Origin of the sequence: Microvirga sesbaniae (assembly GCF_025460805.1) — a bacterium.
Lineage (GTDB): Bacteria > Pseudomonadota > Alphaproteobacteria > Rhizobiales > Beijerinckiaceae > Microvirga > Microvirga sesbaniae.
In genome coordinates, this window is sequence record NZ_JAMXFJ010000045.1 from 1 (window position 1) to 26,470 (window position 26,470).

Consider the following 26,470-nt stretch of genomic DNA (forward strand, 5'->3'; position numbering starts at 1 on the left):
CGGGCCTGCCAAGGACAACCGCCTCTTTGACGATCTGACAATCACACCGCGGTGTCTCTTTCCGAGCGCCGCGGTTTGTGTGTGTCTCCCCTTCGCCTTCGAAGCCCGCTTCGAAGGCCCGACATTGCCGCGGGGTGGAGCAGCCCGGTAGCTCGTCAGGCTCATAACCTGAAGGTCACAGGTTCAAATCCTGTCCCCGCAACCAAAACTCAAAAGCCCTCGCGAGCAATCCGCTCCGAGGGCTTTTGCCGTTCAGCGCACATGTCGGACACGGCAAATCCAACCTTGCGACCCGCCACGCCCGAACCGATCTCCGCGCATGTCTCCGCGCATGACAAAGCCCTCGATGCTGATGCATGGAGGGCCGGATCGAAGAGTTCGTCGAGGTGGGACGTGAAAGGCGGCCTTCGAGCCGTCAGGCGACCTGCCCGACCGGATCGAGATCGGCGTTCATGGAGAAGCGCTCGAGCTGAACCGCGTAGGCGGCCTCCAAACCTTTCAGGCGCATCTCGGGCTCGGGGGCAATCCGGTCCACTGCGGTGGAGAGGCGGGCGCAGAAGCGATCCAGGGCGGACAGCAGGAGGCGCAGCGAGCGCGTGTTCGGCGGCGTGCCGGCGGACGCGTCCTTCACCAGCGCCTCGGCGGACGCATAGAGATCGTCCACCGCAGCCTCGAGGCCAGGGTCACGCTTGAGCAGGCTCATGGTGTTGATGAGAAGCACGCGCAGATCATGCAGATCGTCTCCCCTGCCCGCCTGCGCGATCAGGTTCACCACCTTCTTGACGGCCTCGATTCTCTCGTTGATCGTTTGCGCGACGCTGCTATCGGCCATGTGCCTTCCCCCTGTGAGGCATGCGTGAAATCCCCACGGGACTCACCCCAGCGAGAATGCGCCGTCATGGTTAACCAATCCTTACGGGTTCCCGGAAAATGCCTCTGAAACCGTTGATGCACAATGGTCTGCGGCTTTGCGCGGAAACTTTCCCCGACGGACATATCCAGGATTGAGATTTGATCCGAAGCCGACTACATCTCCCGGCTTACCTGGTGTGAATTCGTTGTCATGACCCAGCCGCTGGCCTTCAAGCGACCGCAATGGTCCTCGTCCCGAAGCCTTCGCTTCGCGAGGAGTTGCTGCGCCATGCGCGATCACGAGCCGCGACCCGATCCGGGGCTTGCGTCACGCCCACCGGCGGCGAGCCCCACCAGAACCGGCACCGTTCCTCAGGTGCCTTTCCACTCGATGCCGGCCTAACGGTCATCCGTCGCCGGCACGATCCGGCGAATTCCTTGTCCTGTCGCAATCGCTCCTCCCCTCGCGATGCAGGTTCGCCGGATCCCAGCCTCGCTGAGAAAAGGAGAAGCCCTGCAATGAACAGGGTCTGGACTGACGAAGAGCTCGAAATTCTGCGCCGGGACAGGGAAGCCAAGGTCCCGGTCCCCGTCACGGCCGCGAAGCTGGGACGGCCCGTCCCGGCCACCTATGCCAGAGCCCGGCTGATCGGGACCCTTGTTCAACCCCATCAGGCCTGGGACGAGGCCAGCGTGGCGCGCTTGCGCGAACTCGTTTCGGCCGATCCGCCGATGACGGACAAGCGGATCGCGACCGAGCTCGGACGAACCGTGACCCAGATCCGGTGGAAAATGCAGGATCTCGGACTGATCGGGGTGCGCGACCTCTCCAAGCTGGCCAAGATCACGGCCGCGGGAACGTCTCGCCCCAGGACCCTTCAGGCTCAGGCGTCGAAACCCGCGATGCCGAAGCCGGCTGCGCCGAAGCCACCCCGGCCACCGGCAGCAGAGCGCGGCGCGGTCGTTGACCGCGGGGAGCGTCGGGCCTCCCCGGTCGAGCCCGCACATCGTCAGGAGCCGCAGCCGGTCGACGTCGAAACGGCCCTTTCCCGTGCGCTCGCCGCCCTCGAGGCCTCGATGGCCGAGCGCCTCAAAAGCTGGGTCGCCGAATCCGAGGCCGGGATGATCCGGGCCGCGCGGGCGGTGATCGCCGAGAAGACGCGCATCGACCAGCGTCTCCTGGTCCGCGTGAAGCGCGCCGCCGAGGCTGCGGCCCGCCGTGACGCGGAAGCCCGGAAATCCGAAGAGGAGGCGAAACGTCGGGCCATGGAAGCCCGCAAGGCCGAGATCGAGGCCAGGCGGGCGGAGGCCGAGAAGGCCGCCGAGATGGTTCGCCGGGCCCGAGAGGACCAGGAGCGGCGCGAGAAGGCCCGGGCTGCCGCTCCCAAGCCCGCCGTCGCGGCGCCCAGGCCGGCTCCGAAGCCGAAGGAGGCCGAGAAGAGGCCTCCGGTCCTGCCGGCCGTGCGCGGCGTCTCACAGGCCGCCCCTGCCCGTCCCGTCGTCCAGGCCGCCGCTGCGGCCGCGCCCAAGATCTTCGTCACGGAGGCTCCCGCATCCGCGCGTCTGCCGGAGCCGGAAGCCGCGAATGCGCAGACCTCCGGCCGCGGCGGCTGGAAATCCGTCCGCCGGGATCCCGCGCGCGCCCTTGCGCAGGCCAAGGCGAAGGCGAAGCCGGCGAACCGTGCGGATGCGATCGATCTCGCTCAGGCCGCGCAGGCTGCCATCGAGCGTTTCATTGCGGAGCGCGGCGTGACGAAATCCGAGTCGAGCGGCCTCCAGGCCGTGGTCTCCCGTCTTCAGGCCCGGGGCTACATCGTGGTCCGGGACGAGACCGGCTGGACCATCGATCAGCGTCACCGCATCGACAGCGAATCCGCGCTCTTCGCGTTCGCGGAGGCCCGCGGGATCACGCTGAGCGCTGCGGCCTGAGCGAAACGGCGTCCGGCGCCTGCAACCGGACGCCGCGATCGCGATCGGCCACCTTGCCAACCTCCGGATCCGCCCCACATCGGCAGCGGATCATGGAGATGACTATGGAAAAGCGTCGGCTCGGCCGCTCGGACTTGATGGTTTCCCCCCTGTGCCTCGGCGGCAATGTGTTCGGATGGACGGCGGACGAGGAGACCTCGTTCAAGGTGCTCGACGCCTATGCCGATGCCGGCCTCAACTTCATCGACACGGCCGACGTCTATTCCACCTGGGTGCCCGGCCACACGGGCGGAGAATCGGAGACGATCATCGGCAAGTGGATGAAGGCCCGCGGCAATCGCGACAGGCTCATCATCGCCACCAAGGTGGGCTCGGAGATGGGGCCGGACCGGAAGGGATTGTCGAGGAGCTACATCCGCTCGGCGGTGGAAGACTCCCTTGGCCGCCTCCAGACCGATTACATCGATCTCTACCAGTCCCACCGCGACGATCTCGAGACCCCGCAGCAGGAGACGCTCGAGACCTACGCGGAGCTGATCCGGGAGGGAAAGGTGCGGGCCATCGGCGCGTCGAACTTCACGGCCGAGCGGTTGACGGAAGCCCTGGCCATCAGCGCCGAGCGCGGTCTGCCGCGCTACGAGAGCCTCCAGAACAAGTACAACCTGTCTGACCGCGCCGAGTACGAGGCCGACCTGGAACCGCTCTGCCGCCGGGAAGAGATCGGCGTCATCCCCTATTACGGGCTCGCCAGCGGGTTCCTGACCGGCAAGTACCGGTCGGAGGCCGATTTCGGCAAGAGCGTGCGCGGTGGCCGGATGGCCGCCTATCTGGACGATCGCGGCCGGCGCATCCTGGCGGCGCTCGACGAGGTTTCCGCCCGAAGAGGCGCGACGCCCGCCCAGATCGCCCTGGCTTGGCTCATGGCGCGTCCCGGCCTCACCGCGCCGATCGCCAGCGCCACCAGTGTGGAGCAGGTCCGCGATCTCGTGCAGGCGACGAGCGTGCGCCTCGATCAGGAGGACATCGCGCAGCTCGACCGGGCCAGCTCTCCTGCCTGAGAGCCTCCGCTCCCGGAGACATCGAATTTTTGCATGGCAGCCCTCCGTTGCATCAGACGGAGGGCCGATTATCTCGTAGCGACCTGTGCTTTGTTGGATTTCACAGGATCAGACGAGGTTTTCCCATGAGTGCCGATGCCGATGCTTTGTTCCAGCCCTTCACCTTGGGCGACCTGACCCTGCCGAACCGGCTGGTGATGGCGCCCCTGACCCGGAACCGGGCCGCGGAGGGAGACGTGGCGCGGGACATCACGGCGACCTATTACGCCCAGCGGGCGAGCGCGGGCCTCCTGATCTCCGAGGGCTCTCAGATCTCCCACCAGGGACAGGGCTACCTGCGGACGCCCGGCATCTACTCGCCCGAGCAGGTCGCGCATTGGCGCAAGGTGACGGATGCCGTCCACAAAGCCGGCGGCCGGATCTTCATCCAGCTCTGGCACGTGGGACGCGTCTCTCACACGTCCATCCAGCCGCAGGGCGCCGCCCCCGTGGGTCCCTCGGCTCTCCGCGCCCAGACCAAGACCTTCCTCGAGGCAGGCTTCGCCGACGTGTCCGAGCCCCGCGCTCTCGAGCTCTCGGAGATCCCGGTCATCCTGCGCGACTACGAGAAGGCCGCCCGCAACGCCAAGGAGGCGGGCTTCGACGGGGTCGAGATCCATGCGGCGAACGGCTACCTGCTCGACCAGTTCATGAAGGACGGCTCGAACCACCGTACGGATGCCTATGGCGGCTCCATCGAGAACCGGGCTCGCCTGACCATCGAGGCGGCCGAGGCCGTGCTCAAGGTCTGGGACAAGGGTCGGGTCGGCATCCGCCTGTCGCCGGCCAAGGTCAACGATGCGGAGGATTCCGACCCGCAGGCGCTGTTCAGCCACGTGGTGGAAAAGCTCGACGGCCTCGGGCTCGCCTATATCCACATGATCGAAGGCGCCACCCAGGGCGACCGGAACGCCGTCAGGGTCGACTATGAGGGTCTGCGCCGCTCCTTCCGCGGCGCCTACATCGCCAATAACGGCTATGATCGCGACATGGCGGCTGACGCGGTCGCCAGCGGACGCGCCGACCTGGTGGCGTTCGGACGCCTGTTCATCGCCAATCCTGATCTCGTCGAGCGTTTCCGCCTCAACGCGCCTCTCAACGAGCCGGACCGCGCCACCTTCTACGGTGGCGGAACCGAGGGCTACACGGACTATCCGGGTCTCGAGAAGGCCGCCTGAGCGTCAGCAGCCCTGGCAGATCCCGCGCCGGACCCTCTTGTCGGCCTCTTCGAGGAGCTTCTCCTCGCGGGTGCTGGGAGTGACGGAGGAGCGCTCGCCCGGCTGAGCCCGGTTCCCGGACACCGTTCCCGTCGTGGCGGGATTGGACTGGGAACCGCCTGATCCGGCAGCCGTCCCGCCCGTGCTGCCTTCCGTGCCGGGCGGCGGGATCTGGCCCGTGGTGGTCTCCCGACTGCCCGTTCCGGTGTTCCCGGTGGTGCCGCCGACGCGGCTCCCCCGGTTGCCCGGATCGGCGCTCCCCCGCATGCCCTGGGCAGGCGGGCGCAGGGTCGACCCGCCCGGCTGCGTGGCGGTGCTGGGAGACGCGGACGAGCCGCCGGACGGGGATGCCGAGGAGGACGATCCGCCGCCGGCCCCGCCTGCTGCGCCGCCGCTGGAGCCGCCCGAGGACCCCTGTGCCCAGGCCGCTCCGGCAATCAGGCAGCCTGCAAGCAATGCCGTCGAAACTGTGAGGTGACGCATCGGCTCCTCCCTTCGGATCGCTGTTGCACGTCAACTCCAAGCAAACTCACGAGTCTCGGCGACCGTTCCGCCAAATTGTCAGGCTCACCGGACCTGTCGGATCGAGGACCTGTCGGGGGCCCGGAATCAACCCATGGGCCGATAGGATCGCTTCCGCGTTCCTGACCTTGCCGCAGCCCGAGAAGACCGGCACCCCGTCGGGAACGAGCGTTCCCTCCGCCCGCGTCAGATGGAAAGCGTCGTACCCGATCCCGAGAAAGAGATCGAAGACCTGCCGCCCTCCCGGGACCGCGACGCGTCCGCCCTCCGGCAGGACCGTGCCGATGACCTGATCCCAGGGAAGCCTCCCGGGATGCCACCACCAGCCGTCCGGACGCCGCTCCAATCCGCTCGAGGAGGAGGACAGGACCATCCGCAGGCGGGCCCTTGGGTTGGGATTGGCCTCATGCCCGAGGCGACCGAGCACCGTCAGGGCCGACCCGTTGAGCTCGGCCTGAAAATAGGCCCAGTCGGCCTCGTTGCGGAGCACGTCTGGCGTGCGACCGGACGCATCCGCGATGCAGTCGTTGTCGGACACGATGGCATAACCGTGGATTTCAATCTTGGACATCGGTGGTGCTTTTCCGAGCTGAATGAACGATGGCGGCCCTCATGAGAACGAAGAGCACGATTGCGTTGAGCCCATGCCACAGAAAATGGGTGCCGGCAGGAATTGTCGCGCAGATCGCGTCATCGACCGACCGGACGGAGAGGGATAGGACGAACAGGCAGGCGGCGGCAAGGAGCGCCCTGCCCGGCGCCCGGGCGCCGAGGGAGAGGCAGGCGATCGCGTTCGCAAGAGCTGTCGATGGGTCTGAACCAGGATTCCGGCATGGGTTTCAACCGTGGGGATGGCGACGAGTTCAAGCTTGCCAGCCGCGGACGAACATCCGATGAAGCATAGAGAACGGACGGGCGAGAGTGACGCGATGCGGATTGCCACCTGGAATGTGAACTCCATCAAGCAGCGGCTGGACCACCTCGCCACATTCGTGAAGAGCGCCGATCCGGACGTGGTCTGCCTCCAGGAGCTGAAATGCGTCGACGAGGCCTTCCCCCGAGCGGAGGTCGAGGCGCTGGGCTACAACGTCGTCACCCACGGCCAGAAGGCCTATAACGGGGTCGCGATCCTGTCCAAGCGACCGCTCGAGGATGTCCGCCGCGGCCTGCCCGGGGACGAGAGCGACGAGCAGGCGCGCTACCTGGAAGGCGTCGTCTCCACCGCGACCGGCGCCGTGCGTGTGGCGTCCATCTACCTGCCGAACGGCAATCCCGTCGGCACGCCGAAATTCGACTACAAGCTCGCCTGGATGGACAGGCTGCGCGCCCATGCGAAGGCCCTTCTCGCCCTGGAGGAGCCCCTGGTCCTGTGCGGCGACTACAATGTCATCCCGGAGCCCAAGGACGCCCTCGACCCGGCCGCCTGGACCAACGACGCCCTGTTCCAGCCGGAGAGCCGGGCGAAGTTCCGGGAGCTTCTCAATCTCGGCTTCCTGGACGCGGTGCGCGCCTGCAACGAGCAGCCGGGGCTCTATTCGTTCTGGGACTATCAGGCCGGCGCCTTCCAGCGCAACAACGGCATCCGCATCGACCACCTGCTGCTCTCGGCCCAGGCGCAGGACAGGCTCAGGACCGCGTCGATCCGCAAGGAAGTGCGCGGCTGGGACAAGCCCTCCGATCACGTGCCGGTGATGGTCGACCTGGATATCGATTAGCGGATGACCGGCGATGCGACATCGCCGGTCACCTATCGGCGCGACTGGATGTACTGCTCCAGCAGCGCCAGCGCCAGCTTGCGGTCGCTCTCGTCGGCCGCCGCGAAGGCATCGTCGTAGAGCGAGACGATCCACTGGTCCTTGGCCGAATCCGTGGAGGCTTCGCGCGCCAGCGTGAGCCACATGAGGCCCTTGGCCCGCTGGCGTGGCACGCCCTGTCCGGTCATCAGCAGATGGCCCAGGAGCGCCTGGGAGGCGGTATGCCCCTTCTCGGCCGCCAGGTTGAACCACCGGGCCGCATGGCGGGCATCCTTCCGGACGCCGGTTCCCTCCAGATAGAGCCGGGCGAGATTGTACTGCGCATTGGAATCGCTGAAATAGGACGCCGCGTAGCTGAACATCTCGACGGCGCGTTCCGGATTGGACATCACGTAGGTGTCCTTGATGCCATCCAGGAAATACGTGCCCAGCGCCACGAAGGCGCTGGAGACCACCGCGGCGTTCGGCGAATCGGGGCTCTCGTCCGCATGCTGATCGGCGAGCCGGGAGAAGTACTCGAACGCCTTCAGGTCGTCATGCTCGACGCCGTCGCCGTCGGCATACATCCGGCCGAGCTTCCACAGCGCCAGCGAATGGCCCTGGCCGGCGGCATATTCGAGCGCATGCACGGCCCCGATCTTGTCACCGGCATTGTAGTCGCGCATGCCGCTGCGCAGCGCGTCACGGACCGAGCCGTACTTGGTCGCCGGAGCGAGCGCCGGGGACAAGGCAGGCGTGAGCGGTTGCGGACGCGGCGCAGCATCGAGGGCATAAGCCCCGCCGGCCCCGAGAGTGGCCACCCACAAGGTGGCTGCGATGAGTTTAGACGTCCGCATAGGTTTCTTTTTCTGCGGCTCCGCCCGGATGGGTGACCGCCCCATCCCGCGCAGGACCCACTGTTTGCGCATATTTCCAGAGATAACCCGAGGTGGCGCTCGTCTCGCGCGGCTTCCATTCGGAAAGGCGCCGGGCCAGTTCCTCGTCGGAGAGCTCCACGTCGATGGTGCCCTTGATGGCGTCGATGGCGATGATGTCGCCGTCCCGGATCAGGCCGATCGGGCCGCCGATCGCCGCTTCCGGACCCACATGGCCGATGCAGAAGCCGCGGGTCGCGCCGGAGAAGCGCCCGTCCGTGATGAGGGCGACCTTGTCGCCCATGCCCTGGCCGTAGAGCGCCGCCGTGGTCGACAGCATCTCGCGCATGCCGGGACCGCCGCGGGGGCCCTCGTAGCGGATCACCAGGACCTCGCCCTCCTCGTATCGGCGCGTCGACACGGCCTCGAAGCAGGCCTCCTCGCCGTCGAAGCAGCGGGCCGGGCCGCGGAACACCTGCTTGTCGGTCGCCATGCCGGCCACCTTCACGATGGCGCCTTCGGGAGCGAGGTTGCCCTTGAGCCCTACGACGCCGCCCGTCGGCGTGATCGGCGTGTTCGCCGGATAGACCACGTCCTGATCGTCGTTCCATTTCACCGACGCCAGGTTCTCGGCCATGGTGCGGCCGGTCACGGTCATGCAGTCGCCGTGCATGAAGCCGTGATCGAGCAACGTCTTCATGAGCAGCGGGATGCCCCCGACCTCGAACAGGTCCTTGGCGACGTAGCGTCCGCCGGGCTTCAGATCCGCGATGTAGGGCGTGCGCTTGAAGATCTCGGCGACGTCGAACAGGTCGAACTTGATGCCGGCCTCATGGGCGATGGCAGGAAGGTGCAGGGCCGCGTTGGTGGAGCCGCCCGAAGCCGCCACGACGGTGGCGGCGTTCTCCAGGGACTTGCGGGTCACGATATCGCGCGGACGGATGTTTTTCGCGATCAGATCCATGATCTGCTCGCCGGCCGCGGCGCAGAACCGGTCACGGATCTCGTAGGGCGCCGGAGCACCGGCCGAATACGGCAGGGCGAGGCCCATGGCCTCGGACACGGTCGCCATGGTGTTGGCGGTGAACTGGGCCCCGCAGGCGCCGGCCGACGGGCACGCCACCTGCTCGAGCTCGGTGAGATCCTCGTCCGACATCTCGCCGACCGAGTACTTGCCCACCGCCTCGAAGAGGTCCTGCACGGTCACCTGACGGCCGCGGAAGGAGCCGGGAAGGATCGACCCGCCATAGATGAAGATCGACGGCACGTTGAGGCGCACCATCGCCATCATCATGCCCGGCAGGGATTTGTCGCAGCCCGCCATGCCGACCAGCGCGTCGTACGAATGGCCGCGCATGGTCAGCTCGACCGAATCCGCGATCACCTCGCGGGACGGGAGCGACGCCTTCATGCCCTGGTGGCCCATGGCGATGCCGTCCGTCACCGTGATGGTGCAGAACTCGCGCGGCGTGCCGTTGGCGGCCGCCACCCCCTTCTTCACGGCCTGGGCCTGGCGCATGAGGGAGATGTTGCAGGGAGCGGCCTCGTTCCAGCAGGTCGCGACGCCGACGAGCGGCTGGGCGATCTGCTCCTTGGTCAGCCCCATGGCATAGAGATAGGAGCGATGCGGCGCGCGAGCGGGCCCCACCGTCACGTGACGGCTCGGAAGCTTCGACTTGTCGATCACCCGCGCATCCATGGTCCGCACTCTCTTCCACCCGGTTCTCACGACGGAGATCCAAGCCTTTGGAACTCCCGTGATCTGCCACGTGCCACGCCACCGATGCAACGATCCTTCCGAAGGATCAGCTAACAGTCTTAATCCAGGATCTGCCCCAGGTATCGTACCGTAAAGCTTTGGTTTTGAAGCACTTTAACCTGCTTCTGGTGTAGCGCTTGGTTTATGGCGGCATCGCGGCGGAGCTTGGGCCAACAGAGGCAAGATGTTGAAGGTTTGAGGGTGTTGCTCGGCCGCAACAATTTTGGGACAGAATTCCGCTTGTCAGGCGCGGCTTCCGCCCTACCGGGGCCCGTTCTCGCGCGCGACCCGCGTCCCTCAGCGGTCGATTTTTTCAGCCGAGAACCAGACGTCGTCATACACCGCGACGGCGTTCGAATCGGGCGAGCGATCGCTCCTGATCCAGACGGACCGGACGGCCGCCACGTCGGCCTCGGTCGGCAGCCGGCGGACCGAGATCCGCTCCGTCGTGCCGCTGCAGGAGATGAACCCCACCGTCATGAGCGCCCGAGCCGACAATCCCTTCTCGTGCCGCGTCACCAGCACGGCCGGTCCCCAGCCCTTTTGCGGCTGCCAGGGAAAGATCAGGCGTCCGCCCGGGTTCAGCGCCCTGAGCCACTCCACATCGGGCGCGATCACGCCGGCATTGACGTAGATGACGTCCGCTTTCGGCAGGACCCGGCCGAAGGCGGAGGCCGCGTGAACGGTCACGTTCGAGCAGGCGCCCAGGTTCCGCTCCGCCTGGGCGGCGAGGTCCGTCTCGTACTCGAAGGCGTCGACATGCCCATCCGGTGAAACGAGCTGCGCCAGGATGGCCGTGTAATAGCCCGTGCCGGCGCCCACATGGATCACGGTCTCGCCCGGTCGCGGGCCGACCGCATCGAGCCAGGCGGCGTGGAGAGCGGGCTCGCCGTTGTTGATGCCCCGTTCGAGATCGATCGCCACGAGGACGTTGTCGTAGATCTCGGCGAGCTCGGACGTCAGGGTGGCGACGCCCATGGTGATCGTGGTCCACGGCGGCGGCGGCAGAAAGCTTTCCCGCGGCACGGCCGCGAAGGCCGCCTCGATGCGCGCATCCCGGACATCCGCCAGCCGGGCGACCTGCGCGGCATAAGCCCTGCGATACCTGTCGGACTCTTGCTGGGGCATGCCCGGAAAATCCGTTTCGGGCCGCTCCGGTTCCACGGCTCGAAGGCCCTGATCCGCTACATCCTGAAGACGCCGAACTTCGTCTCTGGGACGGGCGCGTTCAGGGCGGCCGAGAAGGCCAGGGCGAGCACCCGGCGGGTCTCCGAGGGCAGGATGATGCCGTCGTCCCAGAGGCGCGCCGTCGCGTAGTAGGGCGAGCCCTCCTTCTCGTACTTGTCGCGGATCGGGGCCTTGAAGGCCTCCTCCTCGTCCGCGCTCCAGGCCTTGCCCTCGGCGTCGAAGTTGTCGCGCCGCACGGTCGCCAGCACGCTCGCCGCCTGCTCGCCGCCCATCACCGAGATGCGCGAATTCGGCCAGGTGAACAGGAAGCGCGGGGAATAGGCGCGGCCGCACATGCCGTAATTGCCGGCTCCGAACGAGCCGCCGACCAGAAGGGTGACCTTGGGCACCTGGGCGCAGGCCACCGCCGTGACGAGCTTCGCCCCGTCCTTGGCGATGCCGCCCGCCTCGTACTGGCGCCCGACCATGAAGCCGGAGATGTTCTGCAGGAAGAGCAGCGGGATCCGCCGCTGGCAGCAGAGCTCGATGAAGTGCGCACCCTTCTGGGCGCTCTCCGAGAACAGGATGCCGTTGTTGGCGATGATCCCGACGGGCATGCCCCAGATCCGCGCGAACCCCGTGACGAGCGTCGTGCCGTAGAGCCGCTTGAACTCGTCGAACTCGGAGCCGTCGACGAGGCGCGCGATGACCTCACGGATGTCGTACTGCTTCTTGAGGTCGGTGGGCACGATCGCGTCGAGATCGTCGATGGAATACTTGGGCTCCACCGGCTCGACGATGTCGATATCGATGCTCTTGCGGGTGTTGAGCGTTCCGACGATGCGGCGCGCGATGGCGAGCGCATGCACGTCGTCGGTGGCGTAATGATCCGCGACGCCGGAGAGACGGGCATGAACGTCCGCGCCGCCGAGATCCTCGGCCGACACGACCTCGCCGGTCGCCGCCTTCACGAGGGGCGGCCCGCCGAGGAAGATCGTGCCCTGCCGGCGCACGATGATCGTCTCGTCCGACATGGCCGGCACATAGGCGCCGCCGGCCGTGCATGAGCCCATGACGCAGGCGATCTGCGGAATGCCGAGCGAAGACAGGGTCGCCTGGTTGTAGAAGATGCGGCCGAAATGCTCCCGGTCCGGGAACACCTCCGTCTGATGCGGCAGGTTCGCGCCGCCGGAATCGACGAGATAGAGGCAGGGCAGACGGTTCTCGCGCGCCACTTCCTGGGCCCGCAGATGCTTCTTCACCGTCATCGGGTAGTAGGTGCCGCCCTTGATCGTCGAATCGTTGCAGACGATCATGACCTCGCGGCCCTCCACGCGCCCGATGCCGGTAATGATGCCGGCCCCATGGATCGCGTCCTCGTACATGCCGTGAGCGGCCAGCGAGCCGAGTTCCAGGAACGGGGCGCCCGGGTCGAGCAGGCGCATCACCCGCTCGCGGGGCAGGAGCTTGCCGCGGGCCAGATGCCGCTCCCGGGCCCTGGCCGGGCCGCCTTCCGCCACTGCCTGCCGCTTGGCCTGGAGGTCCCGGGCGAGCTCTGCCCAGGCGTCACGGTTCGCCCACGCGGCGTCCGAGGTCAGGTCGGCGGAAGTGGCGATGACGGGCACGGCGGGTCTCCCTCGGTCTTGTTTTTCGGCCCGTCAGCGGCGGCGCGCTGGGGCGAAAACGTCAGTACCTATAACAGGGAGGTCCGCGCAACTGGCTTCAGCGGGCCGCCGCGTCAGCCTTTCGCACGAATGACCGTCTCCTGGCGCACGACGCCGGGACCGCAGCGGTACGCGATGCCGCGCACGAGCGACCAGTCGTGGGAGACCTGCTGGAGGTAGAGATGCGTGCCGCCGAGCGCGACGGTCGCCTGGAGCATGTCCTCGGTCGCGTAGCCGAAGGTCGACCGGCCGAGGGTGACGCCGAAGCCGATATTGACCGGCCGGTGGGTTCCCGGACCGGTCGGCGTGACGGGGCTCACCTCGCCGAGACGGGTGCAGACCCGTATGTCGGCCGGCGAATCGACGATCTTGACGAGCTCCGTGGGTTCGGGCCTGACGGCACAGGCCGAGGCGGCCAGAGCGACAAGGGAAGCGAGAAGGACACGTTGCATGGAAGTTCCGCCAATGATCAGCCGTTTGCCCCAGCTTAGAGCATGAAGCGGCCTTGGGGAGAAGCCTTGCCGTATCCTGCGTGAAAATCCTAGACGCCGTGGCGCGAGAGCAACGGTGTCTCGACCCGCTCGGTCGGCCCGAAGATCTCCTCGAAGGTCCGGCGCAGTACCGCGTCGACCTCGGGCATGGTGACGGGAATGCCCAGGTCGACGAGGCTCGTCACCCCGTGCTCGGTCACGCCGCAGGGAACGATGCCGGAAAAATGCGACAGGTCCGGCTCCACGTTGAGGCTGATGCCGTGGAACGTGGCCCAGCGGCGGACACGGATGCCGATGGCGGCGATCTTGTCTTCGACGGTCTCGCCCTTGTCCGGCCGCCGCACCCACACGCCGACCCGGTCCTCCCGCCGCTCGCCGCGGATGTTGAAGGCGTCGAGCGTGGCGATCAGCCAGGCTTCCAGGGCCGTCACGTAGCGGCGCAGGTCCGGCGCCCGGCGCTTGAGATCGAGCATCACATAGGCGACCCGCTGTCCGGGCCCGTGATAGGTGTATTGCCCTCCCCGGCCCGTCTGATGCACCGGGAAGCGATCCGGATCTACGAGGTCGGCCGCCTTGGCCGAGGTCCCGGCCGTATAGAGCGCCGGGTGCTCCACGAGCCACACCAGTTCCCGGGCCTCGCCTGCCGCGATGGCCTCGGCGCGGGCCTCCATGAAGGCGACGGCCTCCTCATAGCCGACGGGGCCGTCCGTGATCAGCCACTCCACGGGAGCGGAGCCGCTTTCGGCGTGGAACTGAACGGTCAGGCTGTCTCGCAGGTTCGACACCGATTCACCCAAAATCCAGTGGGCCGCGGAGCAGGATCGCTCCGGTCCCTTGAAGGAACGCGCGTCGGTCCCGCGTCCCTCGTGACACTCGCGCCTATATAGTCGTGACAGACGCTTATCGCCTAGAGCATCGGACCCAAAAGTGGACCCAGGTTTGGGATCGGATCCGATGCTCCACCCTTCGAAGAGCGCCCTTCGCAGGCGAGGCATTCGCATTGATCAATCGCCGCAAGCTCCACGGAAGGGGTTGCGGCGTTCCGATCGATCTGCTAGAGCGGCCACCTCTTCAGGAAAACCACTCCTGAAACCGAGTTCGCGGTCATGGCGGAATTGGTAGACGCACTACCTTGAGGTGGTAGCGGGGAGACCCGTGGAGGTTCGAGTCCTCTTGACCGCACCAACTTTCGGCACTTCGGTGCCGAAGACGAAAAAGGCCCCTTCCGGGGCCTTTTTTGTTGGCCGCGGGGCCCGGCGCCCCGGACGGTCGAACCACCGTCATACGCTCCTGAGACAAGCCGACGGGATCACCCGCAAGCAATTCTTCGAGAAAGTCTTTTAGGCGCATTGCGTGGGCTCGCCCGCGCACCTAAAAGGCGGCAACCCACCTTCAGAGGACGGCTGATGCTGGAAGTCGAAGACAAGACGCCGCTTCCGAAGCCCGATGGGCCTGAACCCGAATCCCCGTCCTTCAGGGATGAGGAAGGCGAGCTCAATCCGGAATTTCTGGCCGCCGCCGCCGACGCCATCGAGGCGTCGGAGGTCGAGCGCCTGCAGAAGCTCGTCGAGGACTTCCACGAATCCGAACTGGGCGATCTTCTCGAAGCCCTCGAGCCGGACCAGCGCCCTCGCCTCATCGAGCTTCTCGGCACGTCCTTCGACTTCGCCGCATTGACCGAGGTCGACGAGGCGGTCCGCGAGGAGATCCTGGAGGAACTCGAGACCGCGACCGTCGCGGAGGGCGTGCGCGAGCTCGATTCCGACGATGCCATCACCATCCTGGAGAGCCTGCCCGAGGAGGAAAAGGCCGAGGTTCTCGATCAGCTGCCGGCCATCGAGCGCGTCGCGCTGCAGCGTTCCCTCGACTATCCGGAAGACAGCGCCGGACGGCGCATGCAGACCGAGTTCATCGCCGTGCCGCCCTTCTGGACGGTGGGGCAGACCATCGACTTCATGCGCGAGACCGAGGACCTGCCGGAGACCTTCTACGAGATCTTCGTCATCGACCCGGCCGCGCACCTGCTCGGATCGGTGCCCCTCGACCGGCTCCTGCGCTCCAAGCGCCCGGTCACGATCCAGGACATCATGAACGCCGAGCCCGACCGGGTGGAGGCCACCGAGCACCAGGAGGAGGTGGCGCGCCTGTTCGAGCGCTACAACCTGGTGTCCGCCGCCGTGGTGGACGAGGCCGGCCGGCTCGTCGGCGTGATCCTGGTCGACGACATCGTCGACGTGCTCGAGGAAGAGGCCGACGCCGACATCAAGCAGCTCGGCGGCGTGAAATCGGACGAGGAACTCTCGGATACGGTCTTCTATATCCAGCGGAGCCGGTTCCCGTGGCTCTTCGCCAACATGTGCACGGCCTTCCTGGCCGCGAGCGTGATCAGGCTGTTCGAGGGCTCGCTCGAGCGGATGGTGGCGCTCGCCATCCTGATGCCCATCGTGGCCTCCATGGGCGGCAATGCCGGCACCCAGACCATGACGGTGGCCGTCCGGGCGCTTGCCACCCGCGAACTCGGGCGGGCGAATGCCTGGCGCATCATCCGCCGCGAGGCGACGGTGGGCCTGCTCAACGGGCTGGTCTTCGCCCTCATCCTGGGAGTCGTGGCGGGGCTCTGGTTCCAGTCGCCCCAGCTCGGCATCGTGATCGGCCTCGCCCTCATCACGGTCCTGATCTTCGCGGCGCTCGGCGGGATCTTCGTGCCGCTCACGCTCAACCGGCTCGGGGTCGATCCTGCCGTATCGTCAGGCCCGTTCGTCACCAGCATCACGGACATCGTCGGCTTCTTCGCCTTCCTGGGCATCGCAACGGCCTGGTTTCACCTGTAGTCCCGCTTCGCGCCGCGCTCGTAAGGGCCTGTTAACGCTCTTCGGGCATCTCTGGTGCGATCCCGTGTTGCGTACAATACAGTTGAACCGATGAAGACTCGCCGCCGCTCCCCCAGCCGCTTCAAGAGTTCCGGCCTGACGACATTCGTCCGGGCTGCTCGGTTCAGCGCGCTCGCCGCCGTCGCTCTTTCGCTCGCCTCCTGCGCGATCATGCCCTCGTCGAGCCGCTACCCGACCAAGGGCGACGCCCGCCCGCACGAGGGAGTCGCGACCGCTCACCGGCTTCCGATCCACGGGGTCGACATCTCCAAGTGGCAGGGCGACGTGGACTGGGCGGCCCTGCGCCAGGCCGGCACGCAGTTCGCCTTCATCAAGGCGACCGAGGGCGGCGACCACATCGACAGCAAGTTCCAGGAGAACTGGTGGGAGGCCAAGAAGGCCGGCGTCCCGCGCGGCGCCTACCACTTCGTCTACTGGTGCCGCCCGGCCCACGAGCAGGCGGCCTGGTTCAAGCGCAACGTGCCGCAGGACCCGGACGCCCTGCCGCCGGTCCTGGACGTGGAGTGGAACGGGCAATCGGTGAACTGCCCCAAGAAGGTTCCGCGCGAGCAGGCGCTGGCCATGATCGACGTGATGCTGCGCGAAATGGAAGCCCATACCGGCAAGCGGCCGATCATCTACACCGACATCACCTTCCACAAGGAGATCCTGGAGGGCGAGTACAACGACTACCCCTACTGGATCCGCAGCACGGCGGCCGAGCCCCAGGTGCGCTACAACAACCGCCGCTGGACCTTCTGGCAGTTCACGACCACGGGCCGGGTGCCCGGCGTCAAGGGGGACGTGGACCGCAACACCTTCTACGGTACGGAAAACCAGTGGCGCATGTTCGTTCAGAGCGCCTGCGACCCCCGCGATCACAGCCGTCTGAGACCCATGGGCGTCTGCCGCGACATGGACGCGGTGCAGACGGCGAGCATCGGGGAGTAACCGACCGTCTCGATCGCCATCGAGGCTTCCTCGCCCCGCGTGAGGGGGCCTTTTCTTGATCGGCTCAGGCTGGTCGTCGGTCCCAAAGACAGCGCCGCCTCACTTTTCCCGCCGGACCGGCCTTGATAAGGGCAGCATTGCTGACCAAAATGGCCGGCGAGAAAAGCGATCCATCGCGTACTCTTGCGAGTCGACGATTGGAACAGGGAGGACATCATGCTGCCGAACGCCGCCAAGGGCTTCAATTTCGATCTCGGCGAGACCGCCGATGCCATCCGCGAGACCGTGCGCGACTTCGCCCAGGAGAGGATCGCCCCGCGGGCGGAGGAGATCGACCGGTCGAACCAGTTCCCGCGCGATCTGTGGCCTCAGATGGGCGAGCTCGGCCTGCACGGGATCACGGTCGAGGAGGAATACGGCGGGGCCGGGCTCGGCTATCTCGAGCACGTGATCGCCATGGAGGAGATCTCCCGGGCGTCCGCGTCGGTCGGGCTGTCATACGGGGCGCATTCGAACCTCTGCGTGAACCAGATCCGCCGCAACGGCAACGAAGAGCAGAAGCGGCGCTACCTGCCGAAGCTGATCTCCGGCGAGCATCTCGGGGCGCTCGCCATGTCCGAGCCCGGCTCGGGCTCCGACGTGGTCTCCATGCGCACCCGGGCCGAGAAGCGCGGCGACCGCTACGTGCTCAACGGCAACAAGATGTGGATCACCAACGGCCCCACGGCCGACACCCTGGTGGTCTACGCCAAGACGGACCCGGCGGCAGGCCCGCGCGGCATGACGGCCTTCCTGATCGAGAAGGGTTTCAAGGGCTTCTCCACCCACCAGAAGCTCGACAAGCTCGGCATGCGCGGCTCGGACACCTGCGAGCTGGTGTTCGAGGATTGCGAGGTGCCCGAGGAGAACGTGCTCGGCGAGGTCGGCCGGGGCGTCAACGTGCTGATGTCGGGCCTCGACTACGAGCGCGCCGTTCTGGCGGCCGGCTCCACGGGCATCATGCAGGCCTGCATGGACGTGGTGCTGCCCTACATCCACGAGCGCAAGCAGTTCGGTCAGGCCATCGGCGAGTTCCAGCTCGTCCAGGGCAAGGTCGCCGACATGTACGTGACCATGAACGCCGCCAAGGCCTACGTCTATGCGGTGGCGAAGGCCTGCGACCGGGGCGAGACCACCCGCGAGGATGCCGCCGGCGCCATCCTCTACGCGGCCGAGAACGCCACCAAAATGGCCCTCGACGCGATCCAGCTCCTCGGCGGCAACGGCTACATCAACGATTATCCGACCGGCCGCCTGCTGCGCGACGCGAAGCTCTACGAGATCGGCGCCGGCACCAGCGAGATCCGGCGCATGCTGATCGGCCGCGAATTGTTCGCCAAGACCGCGTGAGACCACCCGCAGGAGGGCATGCCGGGACTGTTCGCAAGCGCCCCGGCATGCCGCCGCGGCGGTGATTTTCATTCGGGCCGAACCGGGTACAGTGAGGAGTTCTTGCAGAGCCGAGAGGCCCCGATGACCCCGACGCTGTATGCCCATCCCTTCTCGTCCTACTGTCAGAAGGTCCTGATCGCGCTCTACGAGAACGGCACTCCGTTCGCGTACCGGACGCTCGAGGATGCCAGGAACGGCACGGAGCTGGAGGCACTCTGGCCGATCAAGCGGTTCCCCGTGCTCGTGGACGATAGCCGGACCGTCATGGAAGCCACGATCATCATCGAGCATCTTTGCCTCCATCGGCCCGGACCCGTGCGGCTGATCCCGGACGACCCGCGGGAGGCTCTCGACTTGCGGCTTCTGGATCGCTTCTTCGACAATTACGTCGCAACGCCCATGCAGAAGATCGTCCTCGACCGCATCCGTCCGGAGCCGGATCGCGATTCTTACGGCGTGAAGGAGGCGCGGGCGATGCTCGACCGGGCCTATAGCTGGCTCGACCGGACGCTCGCCGGTCGCGAATGGGCGGCGGGGCAGACGTTCAGCCTGGCCGATTGCGCCGCGGCCCCCTCGCTCTTCTATGCCGACTGGGCGCATCCCGTCGGGGAGGCCTTCCCGCACGTCCGGGACTATCGGAGAAGACTGCTGGCCCGCCCATCCTTCGCCCGTGCGGTGGACGAGGCACGGCCCTATCGCGGGTACTTCCCGCTTGGGGCGCCGGACCGCGACTGACGCACGACGGAGTTGCGCTTGGCGGTGCTCCGCCGCGGTAGCGTGCCGGGCCATGGCCCGCTATGAAAGCCTATCTCAACGTCAGGAAACAGCCATGACCCTCGACAAGACCATCGCCGATGCCCTGCGCGCCGCCTCCACGGCCACGATCACCACCGTGCTGCTGAAGAAGGGCGTCCGCCGCTGCTGGATGAAGGGGCCCATGCCGGCCTTCAACGCCACGGAGAAAATGGTCGGTCGCGCCTTCACCCTGCGATTCGTGCCGGCCCGCGAGGATCTGGCGACGCCGGAATCCTGGGCCTCCCCGCGCTCCACCCGGGCTGCCATCGAGGACATGCCGGAGGGTTGCATCGCGGTGGTCGATTCCATGGGCGTCACCGATGCGGGCATCTTCGGCGACATCCTGACCGCCCGGATGAAGAAGCGCGGCGTCGCCGCCCTCATCACGGACGGCGTGGTGCGCGACGCGGTCGGTGTCGAGGGCACGAATCTCCCGGTCTGGTGCTCGGGCGTCGCGGCACCCCCCTCCGTGGCCGGCCTGACCTTCGTGGGCTGGCAGGAGCCGATCGGGTGCGGCGGCGTCGCCATTTTCCCGGACGACGTGATCGTCGCCGACCGGGACGGCGTCGTGGTGATCCCGGCCGCCATGGTGGACGAGGTGGCCAAGGCGGCCGTCGCTCAGGAGCATTATGAGCTCTGGGTCATGCGCGAGGTCGAGAAGGGCGTTCCCCTCCCCGGCCTGTATCCGCCGAACGCCGAGACCAAGGCGCGCTACGAGGCCGAGCTGAACAAGGCTTGAGGCTTGTGGTCTTCAAGGTGCGCATGCAAGCGCTTCTCTCCTGTCATGGCCGGGCTTGTCCCGGCCATCCCGATGGCGTGAAGCGCCGCGCCCCAAGCCATCGGGATCACCGGCACAAGGCCGGTGATGACGTGGGGAGCGAACGTCCGGCGAGGCATCGAACCTGAGGACAGCGGGTGTTCTACTACGTCTCGAAAGTCGCGTGGTTCTTCGCCACGCCGTCCAATCTCCTGATCAGCCTCGTCCTGCTCGGGCTGGTCCTGGCCCTCTTCCAGCGGCTGCGCTCCTTCGGCATCGGCCTGAGCCTCGTCTTCACCCTGACGACCATCGCCCTGGGGCTTCTGCCCATCGCCAACTACATCCTGCTGCCGCTCGAGGAGCGGTTTCCGGCCTTCCGGGACGATGGCAGGCCCGTGGAGGGAATCATCCTGCTCGGCGGATCCGTCGAGGCGGCGGATTCGGCCTCCCGCGGGATGATCGTGTCGAACGAATCGGCGGAGCGCGTCCTCGACACGATCCAACTCGCGCACCGCTACCCGAACGCCCGAATCCTGATCTCCGGCGGCGGCGGCACGGTCTTCGGCGACGGCGCGGCCGAGGCTCCCATCATCGCGGCGTATCTGAAGAGCATCGGCATCGACGAGACCCGCATCCTGGTGGAGGATCGATCCCGCACGACCTCGGAGAACGCGCTCTTCTCGCGTGATCTGGCGAAGCCGCATGAGGGCGAGCGCTGGCTGCTTGTGACGTCTGCCTGGCATATGCCGCGGGCCGTCGGCGTGTTCGAAAAAAGCGACTTCCCGATCACCCCCTATCCGGTCGATTTCCGCACCGGGGGCGGAGGCAACAATCACCGCCCCTTCGGCTTCATCTCGGAAGGCCTGCGGCGGCTCGATCTGGGCACCAAGGAATGGGCCGGGCTGATCGGCTATTACGCGACCGGGCGCACATCGCGCCTTTTCCCCGGGGCTCAGGATTCCGGACCGGTCGGCAGCGCCAGCCGATAGGTTCCGCGAAAATCGTCCGGATCGACGGGCCGCCCTTTGCGCAGAATGACGATGCGGCCTTCCTTCATCAGGCGCACCGCCACCTTCCGGACGGGCTGCATCAGGGGCCCCCATCCGTCCGGCTGGTTTCCCCCGATGGCCTGAGCCACGTCGGCGGGACCGATCGTCCGTCCGGGGCCCCGCTCCTCGAGAAGCGTCAGGAGGGCGGCCTCGAGTTCCTCGGGATTTGCGTGCTTAGACATCTGTGGACCTCAAAGCTGCGTCATGGGCATCGGACAGGAACTGGCGCCGCCACATGACGAGCAGGACGCCGGCCGTCGCCCCAATGAAGAGATGGGCGCTCACGAACCAGCCGAGATAGGCGAGCGAGAAGAAGAAGGCGCGCTGTCCGCGGTTGAAATGCTTGCCGGCCACCGCGTTCATCGCAGCCGCCTGACGGGCGACGGCCAGGGCCTCGTCACGGCTGCTCTCCTTCAGGACGGGCACCGCCCCGACGATGATCGCCATGTAGTTGAAGAGCCGGTAGGACCAGGCGAACTTGAAGAAGGCGTAGACGAAGATCACCGCGAGCCCGATCACCTTCACGTCCCAGGCCAGCCTTGTCGGCGGCTCTCCGAACGGGAGGTCGGCGAACAGCGGCAGAACGGAATCGGCCGAGCGCAGCAGGGCCAGAACGCCCCCGATGGCGATGAGCGACGTCGAGGCGAAGAACGCCGTCCCGTTCATCAGGGACGCCATGATCGTGGTGTCGACGATCCGGTTCTCCCGCACCACCATCTGCTCCATCCAGCGATAGCGGTACTGGTTCATCAGCTTGTTCAGGCTCTTCTGCCCGGCCGGCGTGAGCTCGAGCGCGGCGTGGTAGCCGATCCAGGCAATCAGGAAGAAGGCCAGCGCCCCGTAATCGAGATTGGTGAAACCCAGCACCCGTTCCTCCGATTGACTCCGCCGCCATCTTGCCCAGTTTGTGGGAAGCCTCAATGGGGATCGACCCTTCATGCCTCAGACCATCACCCGCGGCTACAAGACATTGCTCAACGAAGCCCATGCAAAGATCCGGACGCTCTCCATCGCCGAGGCCCTGCCTCTGCACGGCCGCGAGGACGTGGTCTTCGTGGACCTGCGCGACCCGCGGGAGCTCGAACGGGAGGGCCGCGTGCCGGGGGCCGTGCATTGCCCTCGCGGCATGCTCGAGTTCTGGATCGATCCGGAAAGCCCCTACCACAAGCCGGTCTTCGCCCAGGACAAGACCTTCGTGTTCTTCTGCGCCGCGGGCTGGCGCTCGGCGCTCTCGGCCGCCGCCGCACAGGACATGGGTTTGCAGCCGGTGGCCCATGTGGAGGGCGGCTTCACGGCCTGGAAGAAGGCCGGCGGCCCCGTCGAGACCGGCGCGCCGTCGCGGGGTTAAACCGTCCCTCGAATCTCGAAGCGCCCGGAAGCGTTGAACTCGAGGTCGTCGGGAGCCAGGATCTCGAGCTTTTCCACGCGCGAGCCCGCCGGCCCCTCGCGGCAGGCCTTCAGCATCACCTCCACGAGATCGTCCGGCCCTGAGAACACGGCCTCGACCGTGCCGTCGCGCCGGTTGCGCACCCAGCCCTTGAGCCCGTGGAGCTCCGCCTGATGTTGCGTCCAGGCACGGAAGCTCACCCCCTGGACGTGCCCACGGATCAGAACATGCGACGTTCGGCTCTCGGTCATCGTCCCTCAGCGCTCCGCAGGGTGGGCGAGCGTGCGTCACCCACCGTGATCCTCATTCACCGTCTGGATAATACGAACTGCATTCGGCGGATCCACCGCGAACCGGATTTTGTCCGGTTCGAGCTCAGCGGACGGCCCGGCAAGCGGCCGAAAGCGGCGGGTTCTCAGGTGCGGGCCCATCATCGAGGCTTGGGCATCGTGCCCGATGGTGCGTTCCAGAGGGGGCGGATCTTGGGTTGCTGCGGCACGGGTGCGCCAGCCTGGGCCTTCGGCAGCCAGACGCCCAGGCTCCGGATGTAGTCCTCGGGCAGGCCGGCATGCCGGGCCGCCTCCACCACGCCCTCCATATAGCCCGGGAGCGGCGTCCCCGGCTTGGTGCTCCGTCCGATATAGACGATCGCCCGGCGCGGCCCCTGCTCGGTCACCACCGGCTGGACGACCTTGGTGTAAAGGCCCGTCGACAGGCTCTCGTAGCGGTCCAGGGCGGGCACGTCCGCCAGGGCCAGATCCCAGACCATCCCCCAGACCGTCCGCTGCGGATCGCGCACCACGGTGGCATAGCCCTCGTCGAAGACGATGAAGCGGTGCCGCATGAGCCGCGCGAGACCGACCGGCTTCGAGGCCGGGCACCGCTGGAGCATGGCGGCCCGGTCCATGTTGGAGCCATAGGCGAAATAGAGGGGCATGGGCGCGAGCGCTTTCTTCGTTACCGGCCGACGATCCCCGCCGGGTCATCGCAGGCCTTGTGCCGGTGATGACGCTCGAAAAGGCGCGGCGCTTCGAACCATCGGGATGGCCGGGACAAGCCCGGCCATGGCGGGCCGAGGACGGAATGGGCGGCAAAGTAACGAGCGAATGTGTCCGCCTTATGCGAATTCCATGATCACCGCGTCGACCGCCAGGCTGTCGCCCTCCCTGGCGTGGATCTTCGAGATCGTGCCGTCGCGCTCCGCGCGCAGGACGTTCTCCATCTTCATGGCCTCCACGATGCAGAGGGGCTCGCCGGCCTTGACCTCCTGTCCCTGGCTCACGCTGATCGCCTTCACGAGCCCCGGCATCGGGCAGAGCAGGAGCTTGCCCGTATCGGCCTCCAGCCGCTCCGGCATCAGGGCCGCCAGTTCAGCCTCGCGCTTCGTGTAGACCCGCACGTCGGCCGAGGTGCCCGCATGGGACAGGACGACCCCGTTGAGGATCGGCCGCACCTGGAAGGCGACGGGCTCCCCGCCGACCGTCCCGTTCCAGACGGGCTGACCGGGCACCCAGCCCGAGACGATCGGCCAGGCCTGGCCGTCGATGACCACCGCGAAGCCGCCCTCGATGTCCTCGATCACGGCCTCATGCCGCTCCTTGCCCAGGAGCACGACCCGCTCGCGGTCGAACTGCACGCTCGCAGCCTGCCGCATCTGGCCGGAGATGTGCCGCTTGCGCTCGTTGAGCAGGTGATCGATGGCGGCGCCCACGGCTGCCATGCGCAGGGCCACCTCGCCCTCCGGGGCCGGCACCTTGAACCCCTGCGGGAACTCCTCGGCGATGAAGCCGGTGGACAGCTGGCCCGATTGCCAGCGCGGATGCTGCATGAGGGCCGACAGGAACGGAATGTTGTGGCGGATGCCCTCGATGGCGAAGGCATCGAGGGCATCCGCCTGGGCCTCGATGGCCTGGAGGCGCGTCGGGGCATGGGTGACGAGCTTGGCGATCATCGGATCGTAGTAGATCGAGATCTCGCCGCCCTCGTAGACGCCCGTGTCGTTGCGCACCGTCACGCCGCCGTGCTCGCCCTCGCGCGGCGGGCGATAGGTGACGAGGCGGCCCGTCGAAGGCAGGAAGTTCCGGACCGGGTCTTCCGCGTAGATTCGGCTCTCCACCGCCCAGCCGTTCAGCTTCACGTCCGCCTGGGTCAGCCTCAAGGGCTCGCCGGCGGCCACGCGGATCATTTCCTCCACGAGGTCGATGCCGGTGATCATCTCGGTCACCGGATGCTCCACCTGAAGGCGGGTGTTCATCTCGAGGAAGTAGAACGACTTGTCCTGGCCGGCCACGAACTCCACCGTGCCGGCGGAATCGTAAGCAACGGCCTTGGCGAGCGCGACCGCCTGCTCGCCCATCAGGCGGCGGGTGGCCTCGTCGAGGAGCGGCGACGGCGCCTCTTCGATGACCTTCTGGTTGCGGCGCTGGATCGAGCACTCGCGCTCGCCGAGATAGATCACGTTGCCGTGCTTGTCGCCGAGCACCTGGATTTCGATGTGGCGCGGATCGGTGATGAACTTCTCGATGAAGACCCGATCATCGCCGAAGGAGCTTGCCGCCTCCGACTTGGCGCGGGCGAAGCCCTCGGTGACCTCGCCGGCCGAGTGGGCGATGCGCATGCCCTTGCCGCCACCGCCCGCCGAGGCTTTGATCATGACCGGGTAGCCGATCTCGCCGGCGATCTGGACCGCCTGCTCGGGGCCTTCGATCACCCCGAGATAGCCCGGCACGGTCGACACCTTGGCGGCGGCCGCGGCTTTCTTGGATTCGATCTTGTCGCCCATGGCCGCGATGGCGCCGGGATTCGGGCCGATGAACACGATGCCGGCCTCGGCCAGGGCCTTCGGGAACGCCTCGCGCTCGGACAGGAAGCCGTAGCCCGGATGGACCGCCTGGGCGCCCGTCGCCCGGCAGGCCTCGATGATCTTCTCGATCACGAGATAGGACTCGGCCGCCGCGGCCGGTCCGATAGGCACGGCCTCGTCGGCCATTTCCACGTGGAGGGCATCCCGGTCGGCATCGGAATAGACCGCCACGGTCTTGATGCCCATGCGCCGGGCGGTCTTGATGACCCGGCACGCGATCTCGCCCCGGTTCGCAATCAGGATCTTGTCGAACATGAACCCTCGAACGCTCCACCCAAACAGAACTTAGCCCCACCTCCGTTACTGCACATCCGTGCCTTGGGGAAGCGGGGCCGATTCAGCATTTAGCGTTAGATGGGGCGCTGCCCTCAGGCGGCGATCTGGGAGAGCCTCGCCTGCTGGCGTCCGCGCATGATGAAATCGAGCAGCGCCACATCCACATAGCCGGCCTCGTCCAGGATGGCATAGGCGATGTTCATGGCGTTCGGCGAGGGGCCGCTGACCTCCAGCAGGGTGGCGAGCCAGAAGGCATCGTCGTTGCTGACCACGCCGTGCGGAGCCCGGTGCCAGACGACGAAATCGACCACGAGCTTGGTCAGGGCCGGGCCCCAGCTCTCCGCGGCATCCACGACGCGATCGAGCGCCAGCAGGGACTCGACCTCGAGACGGCTGCCAATGCGGCCCTCCAGGATCTCGCCCTGAAGCATCGTCACGTCCTCGTCCGTGACGTGCCTGATTTCGGAGACCCTGTCGATGAAATCGCGAAGTTGATCCTTCATCATCCGTCTGACTCCCGCCGGCTATTCTTTGGCCGATAGCCGGTTGATCGCTTGTCCGAGGCGGACTCTCCCACGGATGGGCGGCGGAAACCGTTAATGCGACACGCTGAATCGCCGTTGAGGTTAAGCGTTGTTGAGCGACTTTGGTTGCCGGAATCTTGCCGTGCTGAATTCTCAAGCGATTCCGCGGATTTGCCGGCAATGGAAGGAGGAGCTTTGCAATCCCGCAAGGTCGCCCTTTCCACACTTCAGCGCCCCTCGATGATACCTATGTTCTCGTCA

General features: G+C 66.9%; 25 protein-coding genes, 2 tRNA genes and 1 pseudogene. 13 read left to right on the top strand and 15 right to left on the bottom strand.

The window, feature by feature from the left end; all coding sequences use genetic code 11:
* Window positions 1-128 precede the first annotated feature (128 nt).
* Window positions 129-205, top strand: a tRNA-Met gene (locus tag OCW50_RS28875).
* Between the two features lie 210 nt (window positions 206-415).
* Here the strand turns inward: OCW50_RS28875 and OCW50_RS28880 are convergent.
* A complete protein-coding gene (locus OCW50_RS28880; protein ID WP_262299964.1) occupies window positions 416-832 on the bottom strand; it encodes a hypothetical protein in 417 nt (138 codons plus the stop codon).
* Between the two features lie 539 nt (window positions 833-1,371).
* On the opposite strand from OCW50_RS28880, the gene OCW50_RS28885 reads away from it, so the two are divergent.
* The 3 genes from OCW50_RS28885 to OCW50_RS28895 all read left to right on the top strand — a co-directional run bounded on the left by OCW50_RS28885 (window position 1,372) and on the right by OCW50_RS28895 (window position 5,056).
* A complete protein-coding gene (locus OCW50_RS28885; protein ID WP_262299965.1) occupies window positions 1,372-2,781 on the top strand; it encodes a hypothetical protein in 1,410 nt (469 codons plus the stop codon).
* A gap of 104 nt (window positions 2,782-2,885) precedes the next feature.
* The gene (locus tag OCW50_RS28890) at window positions 2,886-3,839 is read left to right on the top strand and encodes an aldo/keto reductase (protein WP_262272027.1); all 954 of its coding nucleotides are present in this window, start codon (window positions 2,886-2,888) and stop codon (window positions 3,837-3,839) included.
* 125 nt (window positions 3,840-3,964) lie between these two features.
* Window positions 3,965-5,056 carry an alkene reductase gene (locus OCW50_RS28895; RefSeq protein WP_262299966.1) on the top strand — a complete coding sequence of 364 codons (1,092 nt, stop codon included), beginning with the start codon at window positions 3,965-3,967 and terminating at the stop codon, window positions 5,054-5,056.
* Window positions 5,057-5,059: 3 nt separating this feature from the next.
* Here OCW50_RS28895 and OCW50_RS28900 read toward each other — a convergent pair whose 3' ends face one another.
* Together OCW50_RS28900 and OCW50_RS28905 are read right to left on the bottom strand one after the other, a co-directional pair.
* A complete protein-coding gene (locus OCW50_RS28900; protein WP_262272029.1) occupies window positions 5,060-5,578 on the bottom strand; it encodes a hypothetical protein in 519 nt (172 codons plus the stop codon).
* A gap of 46 nt (window positions 5,579-5,624) precedes the next feature.
* Window positions 5,625-6,188, bottom strand: a complete 564-nt coding sequence (locus OCW50_RS28905) for a dihydrofolate reductase family protein (protein WP_262299967.1) — start codon at window positions 6,186-6,188, stop codon at window positions 5,625-5,627.
* A 358-nt stretch (window positions 6,189-6,546) separates the two neighbouring features.
* On the opposite strand from OCW50_RS28905, the gene xth reads away from it, so the two are divergent.
* Complete coding sequence (gene xth / locus OCW50_RS28910; RefSeq protein WP_262299984.1) at window positions 6,547-7,332, top strand: exodeoxyribonuclease III; 786 nt, start codon at window positions 6,547-6,549, stop codon at window positions 7,330-7,332.
* A gap of 32 nt (window positions 7,333-7,364) precedes the next feature.
* Here xth and OCW50_RS28915 read toward each other — a convergent pair whose 3' ends face one another.
* The 6 genes from OCW50_RS28915 to lipB form a co-directional block, all read right to left on the bottom strand.
* A complete protein-coding gene (locus OCW50_RS28915) occupies window positions 7,365-8,207 on the bottom strand; it encodes a tetratricopeptide repeat protein (RefSeq protein WP_262272031.1) in 843 nt (280 codons plus the stop codon).
* Entirely contained in the window at window positions 8,194-9,924 is a 1,731-nt protein-coding gene (gene ilvD, locus OCW50_RS28920) for a dihydroxy-acid dehydratase (RefSeq protein WP_262299968.1), read from the bottom strand. The genes OCW50_RS28915 and ilvD overlap by 14 nt, the downstream gene beginning before the upstream one ends.
* A 357-nt stretch (window positions 9,925-10,281) precedes the next feature.
* Window positions 10,282-11,112 carry a protein-L-isoaspartate O-methyltransferase family protein gene (locus OCW50_RS28925; protein WP_262299969.1) on the bottom strand — a complete coding sequence of 277 codons (831 nt, stop codon included), beginning with the start codon at window positions 11,110-11,112 and terminating at the stop codon, window positions 10,282-10,284.
* Between the two features lie 56 nt (window positions 11,113-11,168).
* Window positions 11,169-12,776, bottom strand: a complete 1,608-nt coding sequence (locus OCW50_RS28930; protein WP_262299970.1) for a carboxyl transferase domain-containing protein — start codon at window positions 12,774-12,776, stop codon at window positions 11,169-11,171.
* Window positions 12,777-12,889: 113 nt separating this feature from the next.
* Complete coding sequence (locus OCW50_RS28935; RefSeq protein WP_262299971.1) at window positions 12,890-13,267, bottom strand: hypothetical protein; 378 nt, start codon at window positions 13,265-13,267, stop codon at window positions 12,890-12,892.
* 89 nt (window positions 13,268-13,356) lie between these two features.
* Window positions 13,357-14,091: a lipoyl(octanoyl) transferase LipB gene (gene lipB / locus OCW50_RS28940; protein WP_262299972.1), complete on the bottom strand. Its 735-nt coding sequence runs from the start codon at window positions 14,089-14,091 to the stop codon at window positions 13,357-13,359.
* A gap of 315 nt (window positions 14,092-14,406) precedes the next feature.
* Between lipB and OCW50_RS28945 the strand changes: the two genes are divergently transcribed.
* From OCW50_RS28945 to OCW50_RS28975, 7 genes are all read left to right on the top strand, one after another.
* Window positions 14,407-14,491 (top strand) — tRNA-Leu (locus OCW50_RS28945).
* Between the two features lie 221 nt (window positions 14,492-14,712).
* Window positions 14,713-16,137: a magnesium transporter gene (mgtE, locus tag OCW50_RS28950; protein WP_262272037.1), complete on the top strand. Its 1,425-nt coding sequence runs from the start codon at window positions 14,713-14,715 to the stop codon at window positions 16,135-16,137.
* A 90-nt stretch (window positions 16,138-16,227) separates the two neighbouring features.
* Entirely contained in the window at window positions 16,228-17,127 is a 900-nt protein-coding gene (locus tag OCW50_RS28955; protein ID WP_262272038.1) for a glycoside hydrolase family 25 protein, read from the top strand.
* Window positions 17,128-17,343: 216 nt separating this feature from the next.
* Window positions 17,344-18,516, top strand: coding sequence for an isovaleryl-CoA dehydrogenase (locus OCW50_RS28960; RefSeq protein ID WP_262272039.1), 1,173 nt, complete (start codon window positions 17,344-17,346; stop codon window positions 18,514-18,516).
* Between the two features lie 123 nt (window positions 18,517-18,639).
* Entirely contained in the window at window positions 18,640-19,293 is a 654-nt protein-coding gene (locus OCW50_RS28965) for a glutathione S-transferase family protein (protein ID WP_262299973.1), read from the top strand.
* 94 nt (window positions 19,294-19,387) lie between these two features.
* Window positions 19,388-20,092, top strand: a complete 705-nt coding sequence (locus OCW50_RS28970) for a ribonuclease activity regulator RraA (RefSeq protein ID WP_262299974.1) — start codon at window positions 19,388-19,390, stop codon at window positions 20,090-20,092.
* A gap of 176 nt (window positions 20,093-20,268) precedes the next feature.
* Entirely contained in the window at window positions 20,269-21,099 is an 831-nt protein-coding gene (locus OCW50_RS28975; RefSeq protein WP_262299975.1) for a YdcF family protein, read from the top strand.
* On the opposite strand, the gene OCW50_RS28980 is transcribed toward OCW50_RS28975, so the two are convergent.
* Together OCW50_RS28980 and OCW50_RS28985 are read right to left on the bottom strand one after the other, a co-directional pair.
* On the bottom strand, window positions 21,063-21,341 hold the full coding sequence (locus OCW50_RS28980) for a DUF3253 domain-containing protein (protein WP_262272043.1): 279 nt from the start codon (window positions 21,339-21,341) through the stop codon (window positions 21,063-21,065). The two genes, OCW50_RS28975 and OCW50_RS28980, sit on opposite strands and share 37 nt — an antisense overlap.
* Window positions 21,334-22,026, bottom strand: a complete 693-nt coding sequence (locus OCW50_RS28985; RefSeq protein ID WP_262299976.1) for a DUF599 domain-containing protein — start codon at window positions 22,024-22,026, stop codon at window positions 21,334-21,336. Before OCW50_RS28985 ends, OCW50_RS28980 begins: the two co-directional genes overlap by 8 nt.
* A gap of 70 nt (window positions 22,027-22,096) precedes the next feature.
* On the opposite strand from OCW50_RS28985, the gene OCW50_RS28990 reads away from it, so the two are divergent.
* Window positions 22,097-22,507 (top strand): rhodanese-like domain-containing protein, encoded by a 411-nt coding sequence (locus OCW50_RS28990; protein ID WP_262272045.1) that lies wholly within the window; start codon window positions 22,097-22,099, stop codon window positions 22,505-22,507.
* Here OCW50_RS28990 and OCW50_RS28995 read toward each other — a convergent pair.
* The 4 genes and pseudogenes from OCW50_RS28995 to OCW50_RS29010 all read right to left on the bottom strand — a co-directional run bounded on the left by OCW50_RS28995 (window position 22,504) and on the right by OCW50_RS29010 (window position 26,188).
* A complete protein-coding gene (locus OCW50_RS28995; RefSeq protein ID WP_262299977.1) occupies window positions 22,504-22,797 on the bottom strand; it encodes an acylphosphatase in 294 nt (97 codons plus the stop codon). The two genes, OCW50_RS28990 and OCW50_RS28995, sit on opposite strands and share 4 nt — an antisense overlap.
* A 272-nt stretch (window positions 22,798-23,069) precedes the next feature.
* A pseudogene (locus OCW50_RS29000) lies at window positions 23,070-23,483 on the bottom strand (gamma-glutamylcyclotransferase family protein); the annotation flags it as partial.
* Between the two features lie 180 nt (window positions 23,484-23,663).
* Entirely contained in the window at window positions 23,664-25,664 is a 2,001-nt protein-coding gene (locus tag OCW50_RS29005; protein WP_262299978.1) for an acetyl-CoA carboxylase biotin carboxylase subunit, read from the bottom strand.
* A gap of 113 nt (window positions 25,665-25,777) precedes the next feature.
* The gene (locus tag OCW50_RS29010; RefSeq protein ID WP_262299979.1) at window positions 25,778-26,188 is read right to left on the bottom strand and encodes a hypothetical protein; all 411 of its coding nucleotides are present in this window, start codon (window positions 26,186-26,188) and stop codon (window positions 25,778-25,780) included.
* Window positions 26,189-26,470: the final 282 nt, after the last annotated feature.